This is a genomic window from Vibrio sp. 10N.222.51.C5 (genome assembly GCF_041474575.1).
GTDB classification, from domain to species: Bacteria; Pseudomonadota; Gammaproteobacteria; order Enterobacterales; family Vibrionaceae; genus Vibrio; species Vibrio crassostreae_C.
Genome location: NZ_JBFRUJ010000054.1, coordinates 12,186 through 29,329, shown reverse-complemented (window position 1 = coordinate 29,329; position 17,144 = coordinate 12,186). Strand labels below are relative to the sequence as shown.

The window sequence follows — 17,144 nt, the reverse complement described above, 5'->3', positions numbered from 1 at the left end:
ACTCTAACCAAGCTCATTACAAAATGAAGTGACACATGTCACATGAATGATCGCAACAATAATTCAAGTTTCACAAAAAACCGATTGGCATCACAAAAATAAGCAATCCGCACGCCTATGTTGCATACTAATGAGACAAAAAGCGCCTTTAACGTATTACCGCTAAAGGCGCTTTTATATTAAGAATGCTCTATGTCGGTGAGCTCGATTTAGTCCGCTTTAGATTTAAATCGAAGCAGACGCAATGCGTTCAATGTCACCAATGCAGTTGCACCACTATCCGCTAAAACTGCCACCCACAAACCGGTAATACCTAACAAGCTTGTCACCAAGAATACGACCTTCAAACCAAGCGCAAGGGCTACGTTTTGACGGATGTTGTTCATGGTCGCTTGCGACAGTTCAATCATCGCTGGCAGCTCAGTTAAACGGTTATGAGTCAGTGCTGAATCCGCCGTTTCCAAAGCGACATCCGTACCACCACCCATTGCGATGCCGACATTCGCCGTTTTCATTGCTGGTGCATCATTAATGCCATCACCGACCATCGCCACATGCGACTGTTGAGATAACTCCTCAACGTAAGATACCTTGTCGCTTGGCAATAGGCTTGCCTTGTACTGCATACCAATCTTGCTACTGATCGCTGCTGCACTGCGCGGATTATCGCCGGTCAACATGATAGATTGAATACCTAATTCATTAAGTCGTTCAATCGCAAGCTTAGCGTCACTGCGTAACGTATCTTGCCAAGCAATCAGACCAATCACCGTCGTAGCTTGCTCTGTTGATTCTTCTTGATCTTTATTAACCTCAAGAGCAACCACAACCGTCTTGCCCTCACCTTCTAATGCTTCTACCTGAGAAACCACATCGGCACCAAGTTCGAACGTGACTTTAGACGGTGACAGAACCTGATACTTAACACCATCAACATCCCCTTCAACACCACTACCAATCAACGCTTTCTTGTTGTGTGATTCAGGAATCTCAATATTCAGGTCTTTTACTTTAGCGACAAGTGACTGCGCCAACGGGTGAGTAGAGCCAACTTCAATCGCCCCAACCACACGCAGCATCGCGTCTTGTTGCCACCCCGATAGAGGTTGAATATCCGTAACCTGAGGCTTACCTTCGGTCAGTGTGCCTGTCTTATCGAAGGCGATGGTTTGGATTTTACCAAGCTGCTCTAGCGCTGCGCCGCCTTTAATGAGCGCGCCACGTTTCGCTGCTGCTGCTAAGCCAGAGGTAATCGCTGCAGGAGTCGAGATAACCAAGGCACACGGACAAGCAATCAACAATAGCGCTAGGCCACGGTAAACCCATGTTTCCCATGGCTGCGCAAACAACAATGGTGGCGTGATGATGACCAACAGAGCCACTACCATCATTAACGGTGTGTACCAACGGCTGAACTTATCGAGGAATCGCTCTAGTGGTGCTTTACGAGACTCTGCTTCTTCAATCAGATGAAGAATGCGATCGATCGCGTTCTCACCCTGTTTTGAAGTGATGGTGATACGAACCACTTTATCGACCACCACAGCGCCAGCCATGATGCTATTGCCTTCGATGTGTTCAACAGGAACAGATTCACCGGTTAACGCACTTTCATCAAAGCTTGCCGCGTCTGTAATCAATTGGCCGTCAGCAGGTAAACGAGAGCCCGCGGCCACTTCAATCACATCACCTGGAACCAGTTCACTGACTGCTACTTCTACACGCTCGCCGTTGATGATCTTAGTCGCGTTTTCTGGTACCAATGCCATTAGCGCTTGAACGCCACTTCTTGCTCTTGATGAAGCAAACGCTTCTAAGCGCTCACCAATCAAGAACAACAATAGAACCATCGCTGCTTCCGCAGTTTCGCCAAGGTACAAAGCACCCAGCGCGGCAACACTCATTAAGGTTTCAATAGCAAACGGTGTACCTGAACGCGCCAGCTGAACCGCTTTCTTCGCCACCGGATATAAACCAAGCAGACAAGTTACCGTAAACAAGCCTTCGCTTAATTGAGGAGAGGTACTTTTCAGAAGCGCCGCAAACAGCATTGCCGCTGCAATCGCGATAATCTGTAAATTAGGTTGGATATAAGCTTGCCAAAAAGTCTCAGGTTGTTGTTTTTCTTTCTTTGAACCGACTTCCGTAAGAGGGAAACCCGTTTTGATAGAGACCTGTTCAATGGTGTCAGCAAGGCTTTGATTATCGAATTTCACAACCAGCTTTTCGGTAGCAAAGAGAACCTTAGCTTGAATAACACCGTCAATATTGCTGATCGCGTTTTCTATTTTTCTTGCACAAGCTGGGCAGTCCATTCCGGCAACCAGCCAACTTTTCGAAAATTTGGCGTCGAGAGATAAAGTTGAGGACTGACTGTCTTCTTCTCCACTGTCCGACGAACTACAACAATCATCTCCAGACGATGACGAAGTAGCAGAAGAGCTACAACAACCAGATGAAGTACCTGCTGCTGTGATGCTTGAAATTTTAGGGCTAGAGCAACTTGCTCCTGCCGCTTGAGGTTGAACGTCCACTTTTGCTGAGCGGCACGCTGCATGTTTTGCGCACATAATGTATCTCCTTAATACTCAAAAGCCTTGAGGTTGTTGCTAACTCACGAGCAACAGAACCTTAAGTTCATCAAAAGTATAAACCTTGGAGGCTACTCCAAGGTCAAGAAGAAGTTTTCAAGAAAACAAAAATATTATGCCAGCGCCGATGGCTTACTGAGATTTAAGCTCCGCACACTCTTCACGGTTCGCCGATACATCATCAATAAGAACCGCATCGTGTGAACAGAATGGCTGAGTGTTCAAGCTGACAATCGACACATCGTCTTCCACTGGATCAACTTGAGATCCTTGCATCAGTTCAGCGATATGATGTCGAAGCACCAAGATACCTAAAATTCCGAACAGAACATTACCCAAAGCTTGACCATAAAGAACACCCAAAGCGCCATACCACTCCGAACCTAGATAGACGAACGGCAGAGTACCTAACGTCGCTTTACCCAAATTCAATGCTGTCGAATAAAGCGGTTTGCCTAAGTTATTAAAAGAGGTGTTGGCAACAAATAGCGCACCGTTAAAGGTGAAGGTTAACGCCACATAGGTACAGAAAGCCGCCACAATGATTGCTGCATCACCTTGTAGACTAAAACCTTGAATGACATAACCTTGAACGAAGTACAACAGAATACAAACAGCGATGGTGTATGCCGTAGTAACCAGCAATGAGTTATTGAGTGTTTCTTTTACTCGGTCCATGCGTTCAGCACCAAAGTTCTGACCAATGATTGGCCCCACAGCACCAGACAAGGCAAAGATAACCGCAAAACAAACTGGCGTCAGACGACCTATCACGGCAAAGCCCGCGACAAAATCCTCACCATATTGTGCGATACCCGTTGTTACAATCGCATTACCGATAGGCGTTGCGGTATTGGTGATAATCGCAGGCAGCGCAATCGCCAATATTGGTCGAATATTAATGCGCCATTGCACAAAAGAAGGCGGAGCTACCAGCTGATGGCTGCGAATAAGAGGATAAAGCGAAAAGAATAGCACCGAGAAACGAGCGACAACCGAAGCGATAGCCGCCCCTTCGATGTTCCAACCAAAACCAAAAATAAACAGAGGATCGAGAATCGCGTTAACAATGCCGCCAGACAAAGTTGCCCACATCGAACGCTTAGCATCACCTGCCGCTCTTAAGCCCGCACCCGCTGCCATCGCTAACGCCAAAAATGGACCACTAGGTAGCAAAATCTGTAGGTAAGCTTGAGCGCGTTCGGCTGCAATGCCTTTGGCGCCTATCGCGGCTAGCAGCTCTGGAATATAAGCGAACATGATTGCAGTTATGGTTGAACTGATAACAAACGCAGTCAGCATGATACTGGTGCTTAGGTTTCGAGCGTGCTCTTGATTCTTAGAGCCGATGGCTTTGGACACTAATGCGCCCATGGCAATGGAAGTACCGATAGAAACGGAGGTAGAAAAGAAAGTCAGCGTACCTGCAAAGCCTACCGCAGCAGCCAATTCAACCTGTCCGAGCATACTGATAAACAGCATGTCGAGCAGATCGACCACAAATAACGCCATCAAACCGACAGAGCCAGCCCCCGACATCACCAATATGTGGCGCATCGTTGAACCTTCAACAAACTTTGCCGTTTGATTTGACATGAAACCTCCAAAAGTTGGAATACCCAAGAGCTAAAGCCTAATCAGCTGTTCAACTGGCTAGGGATCCAAAAAGAAAGGATCGACCAAGAAAAGCGCTATACAGAAAAAAGGCGCTAGTGCGCCTTTTTTCAATTGAGAGTATTGAGAAAAATAATCGTTCTTAACACGCTACTATACCTGATGTTTGAAGCATTCTTCCAAGTTCTTGCCAATTGCTCTCAAAACATCAGTTCTGGTGATAATACCCACCAGTTTTCGATTATCGATCACAGGGTATGCTTTAGGTTTTCCAACCTGCATCATGTCCGCCAATTCAATAATGGATAAGTCAGGTGACACCGACAGCACTTCTTGGTACATACAGTCACCCACAAGGTGTGTGTCTTGGCAGAAGTAACTGACCTTCACAAGTTTCTCGAGTAAATCCTGCTCTGAAAGGAAGCCAATCACTTGTTCGTTATCATCGATTACGGGCCCACCCATATGGTGGCTACGCATCACTTTGTCTAACGCTAGACTTAACGGCATATCAGGAGTAAATGTCACAACCTGCTGCGTCATGTAATCTTTCACTTTAATAGAATGCATTGCGTTCTCCCTAAATACTTTGCGTCATATATTTTCTATCTTGTTAAGTTAATTGTTGTCTAAAATCTTGATTTTACTAAATGGATTTCAACAATTTTATTGATAGGCAAAACCTAACAAGACAAAAAAGTGAGACAAACAAAGGGTTGAGCACGTTTTCGAACGCCAGAAAAAAGAAAAAAAAGAGCCCTTACAAAGCCTTACTTTCCCTTGCTTAACCTTACTTAGCCGAGCTAGCCTGCGTAAATAAACCCTGTAATCTTCACCTCACTAATAATTAGAAATCCCGTTTTAGGAAGTTTATGCAACACGACAACAACATGTACGCGTATATTTACGCAGGTAACGACGGCACAGAAAACACACTCATCGCCACTATCGATAATCAAGAAAAACCGCTGATATCAAGCTGCGTTGATGAGATAAAACGCATGTCATGCTTAGCCATTGATTTAGCAGCAAAACACGACCTAAAAGTGAAGCTGGTGAAATATCAAAGAGAACAAGAGATCGACTTCGGCCTATTCGTTAAATAGTGAATCCGACACTGATTTGGTTAATCTCTAACTGGCAGCCATAGTAGCATTAGCAAGCTCAATAGCCGTGAATGGCTGCCGAATTCGACCTGACAAGCCTAACGGGTAAAGGCTATAATGATCAGACGGCGCCCTTGCCGATTTTCATTGTCCAAATACGGTTTACTATGTCTTCCCAAACCCCACCTAAAACGTATCTAACGAATTCCTTATCTAAGTTAAAAAGCTACTTTAGTGAGTTATTGGATTTCCAATCACGCATTTGGGTGGTTCATATCTTTGAAGACTCTATTACCGATCAGTCGTTTGTGATTAATGAAGATGGCTTTAAAGAACCGCTAGAGTGGATGAAAAAACGTGATTACCAAGCGAGAATGCTTGATCGTGTTGATAAGATGAAAATCTCACAGGTGATTGAGATTCAGTTCGAAGACAAAATGCATCGCTTGATGCGAGTGAAGTAGCTTTATTGTTTGGGCGTTCACGAAAAGCCCTTGCTAGAAATCAAGTATAAAAAGGCCAGCGCTCGCTGACCTTCTCTCATTGATTACAAACCACCATCTAACGCGCACAATACTCATGCCACAGGCGCACCGCTTTCTGGTATGCCTCAGTTTTATCGTGCGTTTCTGCAAAGAGAATGGCTGTCATGCTGTCGACAACGGTATTCGCCATTAGCGCCATATCTTCAGCCGATGTGCCAAGTACACATTGACTAGGAAGTGGCAGCTCTAGGTTCATCATCTCTTCCCAGTAGAACGATTCGACTTTGTCAGGAGAGCTCATCCATACCGTTTGGCTAACTTTAGGATTATATTCCGACTCACCGTTCATCCCTTTGAATGAAATCACCGAGTGGGATTTATTTCCGATAACATGCTCAACTTCCGCATGAAGTTGTGGAAAGCCAGGATGGAAACTGCCACGCAGACCTAAACGGCCACCACCAGGATTCAATGCTCGAACTACCGTGTTAATTGGTGTTCTCAAACCGTAGCGGTGTTTCCAACCAATCATGGTTTGTGCTTCGGGCGCAAAGTTAGCTAGCGGTAAATAAGCAATGCCGTCTTGTTCAAGAATCGACTTAGCATGTTCAGGGCTCTCAGCACTTTGCACACCGACATCTTGCAAATGGCTTTCAACGTGCGTCCTACCGCTCGGCTTATCCATATAGCCATGCATTAACACTTTATAGCCATTGTCAGCTAAGATTTTTGCCGCCAACAAGTTCCAAGGCTTGCCACTGGCGTTATCGTTACGCTTACCTGCATAACACGGCCAATCAATATCAGCGCCTAAATCTGGCACTCGAGATTGAAACGCTTTTACAAAGCCAGCGATCTCTTCATTGGTTTCATTCTGCACACGAATCAACATCAGTAGCATAGCCATTTGGTCGTCACCGACTTCTCCGCTTAAATACTCATCCATGATGCGGTAGGCTTGTTCGAACGATAAAGGCTTACGCCCTCTTTCTCCTCGTCCAACTGTACGAATACACTCTAAAATACTACTCATTGATTGTTTATTCTCTTCCGTTGATATCAATAAAATTCGAATACACTTTCGATTCTATGATACCCACCGTGCATTGCAAAGCGATTCAGTTGCTCTCGACCGAATTACCAATACGCGGATTGGTGTTCTAAAAGTAAACTTACTGGTGTAAAATTAGCGTATGTAATGCTAACCGCGACATATTGAGTAGTATCCCGATGACTGTAAAAAAAACGCTGAGCCAAAGAAAACGTGAATCGATCGTTGCCGCTGCTATCGCAGAGTTTACTGAGCATGGCTACAAGGCCACCAGCATGGATAAAATATCGAGTCGCGCAGAAGTATCAAAGCGCACCGTATACAATCACTTTGCCAGCAAAGAACTGCTTTTAGATGAGATTCTAGACAGCATTTGGAGCAAAACTCTGGCCGCAACGCATTTCCCATATCAAGCAGAACTGCCACTTGAAGAACAGCTTTCCTCGATAGCCAATCAAGAGCTTGAGTTACTTGAGTCTGAAGGCTTCATCGACCTGTCACGCGTTTTGTTCTCAGAGTATTTCCATAACGCAGAACTGGCGCATCAAGCGATGGAAAAATATTCCCAAGCAGAAAGTGGACTTACAACCTGGATTAAAGCCGCGTTGGCAGACGGTCGTTTAGTAGAACTAGACCCACAATTCGCCTCCACGCAGTTCATTGGTCTGCTTAAGTCTTTTGCGTTTTGGCCGCAAATCATTGGTCATGTGCCGTCACCGGATGCTGCACACAAGCAAGTGCTCATTACTTCAAGTGTCGAGATGTTCCTTAAACAATATCAGGCGTGATTTTGGTGGTTGACGAGAATTCAACCACAATAAAACCATCACTGGTATCCGCTGTTATTTTCCCTATACTGCAACCCACTTTCGTCATTACGACTCAGTAAAACTTCAACTTTAGGTAGCCCTATGATTACTTTCACCACCAACTTTGGCGATATCGAGATTGAACTGAACCTTGAAAAAGCGCCAGTAACGTCGAAAAACTTCCTTAAATACTGCCAAGACGGTTTCTACGAAGGCACGACATTTCACCGTGTTATTGAAGGTTTCATGATTCAAGGTGGTGGTCACACTATCGACATGACAGAAAAACCAACTCGCGCCCCAATCGTCAACGAAGCAAACCGTGGTTTGAAGAATGTGATTGGTTCTGTGGCAATGGCTCGGACTGATGCACCACATTCTGCAACGGCGCAGTTCTTCATCAACCTTGATGACAACGATTTCCTAGATCACACCTCAACAACTAATGCTGGCTGGGGTTACGCGGTATTCGGTAAGGTTTCAGCAGGTATGGATGTGGTAAACAAAATTGCGAAAGCACCAACAACCATTCGCTGGGGACACGAAGATGTGCCTTGCGAAGATATTGTGATTACAAAAGTCACTATTCGCGACTAATTCATTCACGTCCTTTCCCGCCCCTAGTGCATTCGAATTGATGGCATAAAGAAAAGAAGGCTGTGCGATAGGACTATGGTGGTAAGGGTTCGACTTTACCACCTGTATTTAAAGCTCGTTGTTAGAATAGTTACCAGCGAGAACGATAAGTACGGTGACACCCTTTGCACGTCTTATTCGCAGAATTTAACCCTTGCTCTGCACTCGACAAGTCTTGTTCAACACTCGCCTGATAAGGCTCAGAAAAGCACTTGAAGAACAACTCGTTCCTATCCCCGTTCGTTTAAACAAAGAGTTGATGAACGAGTTAGATACTGAAGAGCAACAACAAATGCTCAAGCTACTTCAGAAAGTAGTCGCGGCAATCTGATCTTACCGCGTTCACTGCTTAGCAAGCTTAGTGCTTAGAAATTATTACACTCTGACCGTGTATTGAAAAACAACCCACACTCGGCCTTGCGCCGAGTGTTTTATTTTCGTCTCGACCATTTGATATAGCAAAATAGTGAAGCAATGATCACCGCCCCACCGAGCAGCTTCTGCATCTCTACACTTTCGCCAAGCACACTCACACTTAACAGCAGCGTCCACACAGGCTCAAGAATCATGATCAATGCCGCCACTTCCATGTTCACGGAGTGCTGACCGACCGTTTGTAGCAAGTAACGAATAGACGTTGCGATCACCGCAGAGACAATAAACCAGAAGACTAAGGTTTTGGTGATTTCGAACTCCGGCTGAGCTGTCATAGAAGCAAAGGCTAAACCACTCACACCCACCACAAACAGTTGCACACAGATTGATGCGATAGGCTTGATATTGGTAATCACACGCTTGTTCATCACAAAGTGAACAGACAACAACATCGATGCTAGTAAGAAATAAATCTGACTCTGCTCAACATGCCAGCCGTTACCCAAAGTCAGCAACAGCATGCCAATAATCGCGATCGGGAAAGACATCCAAAACGCGCGATTAGGCTTAACTCGAAACAAAATCCAAGACACAAACGGTGCAATGATCATGGCTAAGCTCATGATGAATGCCCCTTCCGACAAGCTTTCAGTCACCGAAACTGCAAACACCCATACCTGCAATGAGGCAGACAACAACAAACCCACGCCGCAAAGAGACAGAATCTGCTTAAACGAAAGCTTACGAATATGGTGAATACAAAATGGCAGAAGAATAAGACTCGCGACGAGGAATCGCACACCAATGAACACTGGCCCAGGCATTTCTAATACCACCAGCTTAGATGCAATCCATCCCACCCCAGCTAGCAGGGTGGCAAATAGAAGGTAAAGCTCTCCGCGCATCGCTTTCACGTTCATCATTTTACTTAGTCCAATAACAAAAAAAGCAACCCGACTCTGCAAGGTTGCTTTTTATAAACATTCAACAGGATCGAGATACTATCTCAATACTCTGCTTCAGGCAGCTGTTTTTAGCCTGCGTATTCTGGGTAATCCGTTAAACCTTTTTCAGCACCACCGAACAATGTGTTTGGATCGTGCGCTGCAAGTGGGTAACCATTTTGAATACGAGCTGGTAAATCTGGGTTCGCAACGAATGGACGACCAAAGCCAACCATGTCAGTTACGCCTTCAGCAACGGCTTTTTCGCCACGCTCGCTATCGTATTTACCCGCATAAATAAGGACGCCATCGTAAGCTTCACGAACTGCCGCTTTAAATGCTTTTGGCGTTTCAGGTGCATCGTCCCAATCAACTTCTGCAATGTGCAGGTAAACAATTTTGTAAAGGTTAAGTAGTGCTGCCGCCGCTGTGTAAGTCTCTACTGGTGTAGCGTCAACCGTACCATTCAACGATGTGAACGGAGCAAGGCGTACACCAACACGGTCAGCACCAATCGCTTCAACCATAGCTTCAACCACTTCGCCTAGGAAACGTAAACGGTTTTCAATTGAACCACCGTATTCGTCAGTGCGGTTGTTTGCTTCAGAATCGATGAATTGGTTGATTAAGTAACCATTCGCTGCGTGAAGTTCGATACCATCAAAGCCTGCTTCAACCGCATTCAAAGCCGCTTGGCGATACTGTTCAACCACCTCTTTGATGTCTTGTTTCGTCATTTCACGAGGTTCAACCACATCAACAAAGCCCGGTTCATCAGTACCGTTATCGATGAATACCTTTACGTTTTGTGCTTTAAGTGCAGAAGACGAGATTGGCTGTTCACCACCAATGTTGTCTGGGTGTGTTACACGGCCTACATGCCAAAGTTGAGCGAAGATAACGCCCTCTTTTTCATGTACGGCATCAGTCACTTTTTTCCAACCAGCGATCTGCTCATCAGAATAGATACCCGGAGTCCAAGCATAGCCTTGCCCCATAGGTGAAATTTGTGTGCCTTCAGCAATAATCAAACCTGCAGAAGCACGCTGAGCGTAGTAAGCCGCCATCATATCGTTTGCTGAATTACCAGGTTGCGTTGCGCGAGAACGCGTCATCGGTGGCATAACAATACGGTTTTTAAGCTCGATATTACCAAGTTGAATTGGTTGAAATAGTGCGTTTGTCATTGTTATATCCTCGATTAACCTAGTTGAATCAGTTCGATTTGGTAGCCGTCTGGGTCAGTAATAAAAGCGATATGAGTTGAGCCGCCTTTCACTGGACCCGCTTCGCGAGTGACGTTGCCACCTAGCGATTTGATTTTGTCACATGCTGCGTAAATATCTTCTACACCCAATGCCAGATGACCAAACGCGCTGCCCATCTCGTACTCATTCGTATCCCAGTTGTACGTTAGCTCGATAGTCGTGCCGCCTTGCTCATAGCCAACAAAAACCAATGTGTAGCGGTACTCTTTGTTTTCGTGGCGTTCAAGTTCCTTCATTCCCAATACCTTGGTGTAGAACTCGATAGACTTGTCTAAATCAGTAACTCGGATCATTGTGTGTAGGAATTTCATATTTCGCCCTTTTTAGCCCAGCAACCTGAGCCGATATAATCGTGAGTGGAGGTTACCCACTTCTTTGTTAGGGTTAATATACGAGCTGACAGCAAATAAATGAAATTATCATAAATTCTCATTGTGATAATTTTTTATTATAACTCACTTAATACAAGTGATTTGTTAAGAAGATATTTGGCAAACAAAAGATAGGGCGACGATCAGAAAGCGGAGCGCCAACTGTTTAGTGATTTAGACATGTCATTAGTCGTATTGATGATCTGCTCTCTCAACCACTTATGTGCCGGATCGGTGTTCTGTTTTTTCAACCAAATGAGGTAATGAGAGATAGGCTGATAATCGAAAGGCGGTTTGAACAACTGTAACCCAAGACGTTCCTGATACTGGTTCGCCATAGAAAGCGGCACAACAGTGATGTAATCAGTCTGGCTACACAGCATTAGGTTACTGGCCATAGAGCTGCCGTGAATTACAATTTTACGCGAGGATAAGTCTAACGAAGTGTAGTGAGTCAAACTTCTTACTTGGCGACGTGTTCTGGCTAAAACCGCATGTTGCTCACTGAGATATTGCGCCTCGGTGATCTCACCTTTGATCCTAGGGTGCCCATTTCGGCAAACAATCACAAACTCACTGTCGTAGAGCTTTTCGCTCATCATGCTTGAATGCTCAGGCAACACAATGTCGATCATCAAATCAAACTTCTGAGTTAATAGATCCTCATGGACTTGATCATCACTATCTGGTTGGTCATACACCTCAAGAGATAAGCCTTGGTTAGATAACTGAGAAAATCGATCGAGCAACATCCACTTTAAATGTTCGGGAACCGAAGCCACAAACCTGCGCTCTGTACTCGCTTCATCAAACCCAGCCATACCTTGAAACACGCCGTTGAGCTCGTGTATTGGCGCTTTGATTTGCTCATACAAGCTTTGCGAGTAAGCAGTAGGCACAACCCCTCGCCCACTGCGCACAAACAACTCTTGGCCAATTTCATTTTTCAGTCGGCCGAGCGCAGTGCTGATCGTCGATTGATTGGTATTCAAATGATCGGCAGCCTTACTCAAACTGCCCTGCTCCATCACCGCTGAAAACACAGCCAATAAGTTAAAATTCGGAATGTCATTACTCATGATTCAGTGCTCATTTGGCGATAGATTTAATTATCTTATCGTAAAAGCGATAGAATGAAACAACGGATGCTCATTGAGAAAACAAAACTGAGAAGGAAGCATCATATGGTAAAGAGCAAAAATGTCAGAACAACTCACTCTTTCGAATAGCTGCCACATTCGCCAGATTGGAATCTAAATCTCTTCGCTGTGCCAGTAACGCTTAATCCACCCAAACTCACCCTAGACTGGTCGGAGTATTCAATATTTCCGTCCTGCCTTATTGATACTTTTATAGCCACTTCTATGATCCAGGCTAATTAAATAGACATATTTTATAAGCCGAGTTTGAGCCTGTTCAAATAAACCCACCTCACGTTTAAGCAACCACTCAATTCATCGTAATTACGATAATTCAATATCGCAATAATGCGTAGATAGCACCAGTTACACTTCCTATTATTTCGCCAACAAATCAATTCTTAACCTAAACAGAAAACCTAAAAATGTGTAGATGATGGTGTTGCACACATCACGGAAGACGGCCTTAAAACCCAATGCAGCAAACGAACCTATCAATGGTAGACGTTACTTAAGAATGATTTCGCCAGGTGTTTTTAACACTCTATTCGCGAGAATGCGTTGTCTACGTGGTCAAAGCGATTTTTAATTGTCATCTAGTACTTTTGACTCAGTAGGTCTATACGGTTACGTGAGTTCAACACCTCTTTCAGATGTCTTCTAAAAGTCTTGTACCAAGGCTGCACTTTCTCTCTCCTTATTTAGGTTGAGATATGAACTTTATTAAAATCGTTTTCCAGAAAATCTGGGCCGTTGTGATGGTCTTGATTAAATTCTGCCTGTTTATGGCAGTGATGTTTGCTGGAGCATGGGCTCTTGCACCATTAGGCACAATCCATTCTAAAGACATCGACATGTCTCAATTCAACAATCACCCCAATGAAATGATGATGAACTTCTTCCAGATGGAGTCCTTCTCTGGTTACTTGTTCTCAGTGACCATTGCTGTGGTATTAGCCGGTGTTTACGGCATGTGGCAGTTGCATGAACTGGGTGTGCATAAAGCAAAAGAGCACAAAAGCGCTCACGTTCAAATCGTGTTTGCACTGTCACTTTGCGGACTCTTCATCAGCAAAACATTCTGGGTTATCGCTTTGGTTATCGCATTGGCGAACTGGAAACATATTGGTCAATCACTGAGTGATGTAATTCGCCGTGGTGTACAGCCTAAACAAGACACGACCAATACAGAGACAGCCGCAGTCCACGTATCACCTGAACAACCGGTAACAGAGCCGTCTTCAGTAGAGCAATCTTCAAAAGAACAGGCTTCAGAAGAAAAGACTCCAACAACACCATCCGCTACAGAAAAAGAGGTCGCATAATGAAAGAGATGATGATCCCATACATCCTAATTGTATGGTCACTGTTTGCGACAGGCGCACTTAAGAAGAACTTCAAGAACTACACATGGGCTGCCATTGGTGGCGTAACGATTCTTGCGGTATTAGCGGTTATCTCTCGCTTGTGGGCACCCGTTGATTTAACCAACTCAACCACAGTGAAAGCACCACACGCGGTAATGTCACCAATCTTTGGCCAGCAGATCGACCAAGTGCTTGTTGAGCACAACCAAATGGTTAAAGAAGGCGACGTAATTTACACACTCGTCGACATTGATTCAGCCGCAGACAAAGCAAAGATCGAATCTTCAATTGTTCAGAAAGAAGAGATCAAGCAAATGGATCGCGACTTAGAGCGTGCTGAAACGTCACCTGAAATCTTCAATATGCGTGACGTAGAAAAGTACAACTCTGATCTTCGAGTGCTGCATGCTGAACTGGTGTCGTTAAAAGCCGATTTACAAAAAGTAAATTGGGCGCAAGAGAAGAAAACCATTAGAGCTGAATTTGATGGTCAGGTATCGATAGTGAATATTGCTGAAGGTTCTGTCATGGGTAACATGCACCTCTACAACACCAGCAAAAAGTTTCTTGAGATGCGTATTTCAGACCAAACTTATGGCTATGTTCAAGTAGGGGACTTCGCTGAGTTCTTCGTTGATGCATACCCAGGTCACGTGTTCCGAGCAAAAGTACACAGCTTTAATGCCGGTACTGGTGAGTCGAGTATTTCTCCACTTCAGGGGCCACAAAGCGTCGGTCAACACGTGGTAAGAAACGGTAACGGTTTAGGTCGTACCATCGTACTTGAGATCATTGAACCAGAAGGTTACAACATCCCTATTGGTTCAACTGGCGCGGCTTGGATCTCAGCTGAGAAGCCACATCCGTTCTGGGGCTTCATCGATGTAATCGGTGCAGCAACGGTTCGCCTACAATCTTACAAGTCATACTTAGGTGCTTGGTAAACGATTAGCTCTTGATAAGCAATTAAATATTCAATGATTTGGCTGTTATTCACTCGTATCACAGCCACTCATGAACTAGCGACTAATTGTAAAACAAATGCCCTGAATTTCAGGGCATTTTTGTATCTGTTGCAAGCTCATTTACTAATTGATTTAGATCAAAATTAATCGCCAATACAATCGTTTATCAAACAAATCATCGAAAAAACGATAGATTGAAATATTATTAGCGCGTAGATAGCGACCTCCCCCACCTCTATCATTTGGCTCAAGAAATCCAATTCCTGTATCCAAATATAAGGTCACTACCATGACTAATACATTCAAAAAAATGGCGCTTCCTGTTGCTATTGCGAGCACTCTACTTGCTTCTGGTTTTGCATCTGCAACGCCAACTGTAGAAGCGACATCGAAAGTCGGCCAAGAACTTCAGACGGCAAATGCTGCGCAATACCAAAACATTGATCTTGATGCTCGCTACAAGAGCGAGGTTCTATTCGAACACAAATCAAACATGTTCTGGGGAAAAGGCGAACGTATTCAAGTTGTTTCTAAAACAGGCGATTCTCTAGCTTACACTGCTGAGTCTGACCATGTTCACCCAATCCTCACCAAGCATGGTCGTAAAATGGACCAAGCAATCATCAAAGTAGATGACAACGTATATCTTGGTTACGGTTTCGGTCTAGATACACCCGTAATGATCGAAGGTACGGACGGCATCATCATTGTTGATCCAGGCGAGTCGGTAGAAATGGCTCAATCGGTTAAAGAACAGTTCCGTCAAATCACCGACAAGCCGGTTAAAGCAATCATTTATTCTCACAACCACATCGACCACATCTCTGGTGTGCGTGCGTGGGTGACTGACGAAGAAGTGGCATCAGGTGAAGTAAAAATCATCGCTGAAGAAGGCCTAACCGCTGCAGTGGCTAACTGGTCTTCAAACCTAGGTACTCTATTTGGTCACCGTACTTCTTACACAGGTGCTAAGCACGTAGAAGAAGGCGAGCACGGCACAGTAAACGACGGCCTTGGTCCGCGCTTCATGCAAGGTGCTATCTCGTTCATCGAACCAAACCTGCTTGTACCAAGCCAAAGCCACATCGAAATCGAAATTTCTGGCGTGAAAATGCACATCGAGAACGTGCCATCTGAAACTAAAGATGAGTTAGTGGTTTACTTCCCAGACCAGAAAATCCTGCACGCGGCTGAAGTACTTCAAGGTGAGAACTTCCCTAACCTTCACACCATCCGTGGTACTAAATTCCGTGACCCATCAATGTGGTTCAAGGGCATCGACGTAATGCGCAAGTTCGACACTGAGATCATGATTAACTCTCACGGTCGTCCTATTGAAGGCAAAGAAGCGGTATCTGACGTACTAACGGCTTACCGTGATGCGATTCAATACACTCATGATCAAACTATCCGTTACATGAACAAAGGTATGACGCCAGACGAGCTAGTTGAAGTAGTTAAACTTCCTAAGCACCTTGCAGAACACCCTTGGTTAGGTGAACACTACGGTACTGTTGCACACGCCGTGCGTCAGATTTACGTAGGTTACAACGGTTTCTTCGAAGCGGATCCATGGCAGCTAGAGCCAATGGCTTACGAGCAACGCGCTAAAGCATTCGTAGAGATCATGGGCGGTCGTGACAACATCCTTACTACTGCACAAGCAGCAATTAAGGCTGAGAACTACACATTTGCAGCAGAAATTCTTTCTTACCCAATCACGGTAAACAAGCAAGATATGGAAGCTCGTGAGATGAAAGCACAAGCTTACAAAGCATGGGCTGCAGACCAAGTGAACATCAACTGGCGTAACTGGGCGCTCAACGCGGCGGCTGAACTAGAGAACAAACGTGACTTCTCTAACATGATCAGCTTCGCTTCTGTTGACGTTCTTACTGCACTACCAAGCAAGCAGATCTTCGACATGATGACTTCAACGCTTATCGCAGAAAACTCGTTAGACGTGAACATGATGCTAACGTACAACTTCTCTGATACGAACGAAGCATTCACTATCGAAATTCGCAACGGTATTGCTCAGTTACACGAAGAAGCAGTGAAAGGCGCAGACATTCAAATCGACACCACTCGTGCAGTATTGAACCAAATCTTGATTGCAGGTCCAAACGCTCAACAAGTGATTGGCACCAACCTACAGTCTGGTGCATTCACGTTCTCGAATGGCGACATCAAAGGCTTCGGTCAATTCATGAGCTACTTCGATAAGGCAATGACTCCAGAAGAGATCATGCTCATCGTTCGCTAATAGCGAGCTCGAACGGTCACTCTTTGGCGATAGATCTTCGACGATGGCTCTTTGACGAAAGCTACTTAGCAAACAATCTCGCTAAATAGCTATCAATCGATTCGCTGACCGTTACATGGACGACAAACAAATACAGGGACCCTTTGTGGTCCCTTTT

The 17,144-nt window shown here is 44.8% G+C and carries 15 protein-coding genes and 2 pseudogenes; 8 read left to right on the top strand and 9 right to left on the bottom strand.

Features of this window, described 5'->3' with window-relative positions; translation table 11 throughout:
* Positions 1-209 precede the first annotated feature (209 nt).
* From AB4558_RS16975 to AB4558_RS16965, 3 genes are all read right to left on the bottom strand, one after another.
* The gene (locus AB4558_RS16975; RefSeq protein WP_136974186.1) at positions 210-2,570 is read right to left on the bottom strand and encodes a zinc/cadmium/mercury/lead-transporting ATPase; all 2,361 of its coding nucleotides are present in this window, start codon (positions 2,568-2,570) and stop codon (positions 210-212) included.
* A 153-nt stretch (positions 2,571-2,723) separates the two neighbouring features.
* Positions 2,724-4,187, bottom strand: coding sequence for an MATE family efflux transporter (locus AB4558_RS16970; RefSeq protein WP_371724662.1), 1,464 nt, complete (start codon positions 4,185-4,187; stop codon positions 2,724-2,726).
* Between the two features lie 171 nt (positions 4,188-4,358).
* On the bottom strand, positions 4,359-4,775 hold the full coding sequence (locus AB4558_RS16965) for a CBS domain-containing protein (RefSeq protein ID WP_017060213.1): 417 nt from the start codon (positions 4,773-4,775) through the stop codon (positions 4,359-4,361).
* 302 nt (positions 4,776-5,077) lie between these two features.
* Between AB4558_RS16965 and AB4558_RS16960 the strand changes: the two genes are divergently transcribed.
* Positions 5,078-5,311, top strand: a complete 234-nt coding sequence (locus AB4558_RS16960; RefSeq protein ID WP_017060212.1) for a hypothetical protein — start codon at positions 5,078-5,080, stop codon at positions 5,309-5,311.
* Between the two features lie 167 nt (positions 5,312-5,478).
* Positions 5,479-5,775: a hypothetical protein gene (locus AB4558_RS16955; RefSeq protein WP_029235295.1), complete on the top strand. Its 297-nt coding sequence runs from the start codon at positions 5,479-5,481 to the stop codon at positions 5,773-5,775.
* A gap of 97 nt (positions 5,776-5,872) precedes the next feature.
* Here AB4558_RS16955 and AB4558_RS16950 read toward each other — a convergent pair whose 3' ends face one another.
* The gene (locus AB4558_RS16950) at positions 5,873-6,859 is read right to left on the bottom strand and encodes a glycosyl transferase family protein (RefSeq protein ID WP_081324522.1); all 987 of its coding nucleotides are present in this window, start codon (positions 6,857-6,859) and stop codon (positions 5,873-5,875) included.
* Positions 6,860-7,026: 167 nt separating this feature from the next.
* Between AB4558_RS16950 and AB4558_RS16945 the strand changes: the two genes are divergently transcribed.
* On the top strand, positions 7,027-7,635 hold the full coding sequence (locus tag AB4558_RS16945) for a TetR/AcrR family transcriptional regulator (protein WP_017066785.1): 609 nt from the start codon (positions 7,027-7,029) through the stop codon (positions 7,633-7,635).
* Between the two features lie 123 nt (positions 7,636-7,758).
* On the top strand, positions 7,759-8,253 hold the full coding sequence (locus tag AB4558_RS16940) for a peptidylprolyl isomerase (RefSeq protein ID WP_017060208.1): 495 nt from the start codon (positions 7,759-7,761) through the stop codon (positions 8,251-8,253).
* Between the two features lie 130 nt (positions 8,254-8,383).
* On the opposite strand, the pseudogene AB4558_RS16935 reads toward AB4558_RS16940, so the two are convergent.
* Positions 8,384-8,500: pseudogene (locus tag AB4558_RS16935) on the bottom strand (cytochrome c); the annotation flags it as partial.
* Between AB4558_RS16935 and AB4558_RS16930 the strand changes: the two are divergent.
* Positions 8,498-8,623 (top strand): annotated as a pseudogene (locus tag AB4558_RS16930) (MarR family transcriptional regulator); the annotation flags it as partial. The pseudogenes AB4558_RS16935 and AB4558_RS16930 sit on opposite strands and share 3 nt — an antisense overlap.
* Before the next feature lie 100 nt (positions 8,624-8,723).
* Here the strand turns inward: AB4558_RS16930 and AB4558_RS16925 are convergent.
* The 4 genes from AB4558_RS16925 to AB4558_RS16910 all read right to left on the bottom strand — a co-directional run bounded on the left by AB4558_RS16925 (position 8,724) and on the right by AB4558_RS16910 (position 12,329).
* A complete protein-coding gene (locus AB4558_RS16925; RefSeq protein WP_017060207.1) occupies positions 8,724-9,590 on the bottom strand; it encodes a DMT family transporter in 867 nt (288 codons plus the stop codon).
* 110 nt (positions 9,591-9,700) lie between these two features.
* Positions 9,701-10,798, bottom strand: coding sequence for an alkene reductase (locus AB4558_RS16920; protein WP_372073118.1), 1,098 nt, complete (start codon positions 10,796-10,798; stop codon positions 9,701-9,703).
* 14 nt (positions 10,799-10,812) lie between these two features.
* On the bottom strand, positions 10,813-11,190 hold the full coding sequence (gloA, locus tag AB4558_RS16915) for a lactoylglutathione lyase (protein WP_017066787.1): 378 nt from the start codon (positions 11,188-11,190) through the stop codon (positions 10,813-10,815).
* A gap of 203 nt (positions 11,191-11,393) precedes the next feature.
* Positions 11,394-12,329, bottom strand: a complete 936-nt coding sequence (locus AB4558_RS16910) for a LysR family transcriptional regulator (RefSeq protein WP_017068098.1) — start codon at positions 12,327-12,329, stop codon at positions 11,394-11,396.
* A 773-nt stretch (positions 12,330-13,102) separates the two neighbouring features.
* Here AB4558_RS16910 and AB4558_RS16905 point away from each other — a divergent pair.
* From AB4558_RS16905 to AB4558_RS16895, 3 genes are all read left to right on the top strand, one after another.
* Complete coding sequence (locus AB4558_RS16905) at positions 13,103-13,714, top strand: hypothetical protein (protein WP_017070446.1); 612 nt, start codon at positions 13,103-13,105, stop codon at positions 13,712-13,714.
* Positions 13,714-14,700, top strand: a complete 987-nt coding sequence (locus AB4558_RS16900) for an HlyD family secretion protein (RefSeq protein ID WP_372158940.1) — start codon at positions 13,714-13,716, stop codon at positions 14,698-14,700. The genes AB4558_RS16905 and AB4558_RS16900 overlap by 1 nt, the downstream gene beginning before the upstream one ends.
* Positions 14,701-15,010: 310 nt before the next feature.
* Complete coding sequence (locus tag AB4558_RS16895; protein ID WP_372073122.1) at positions 15,011-16,987, top strand: alkyl sulfatase dimerization domain-containing protein; 1,977 nt, start codon at positions 15,011-15,013, stop codon at positions 16,985-16,987.
* Positions 16,988-17,144 lie beyond the last annotated feature (157 nt).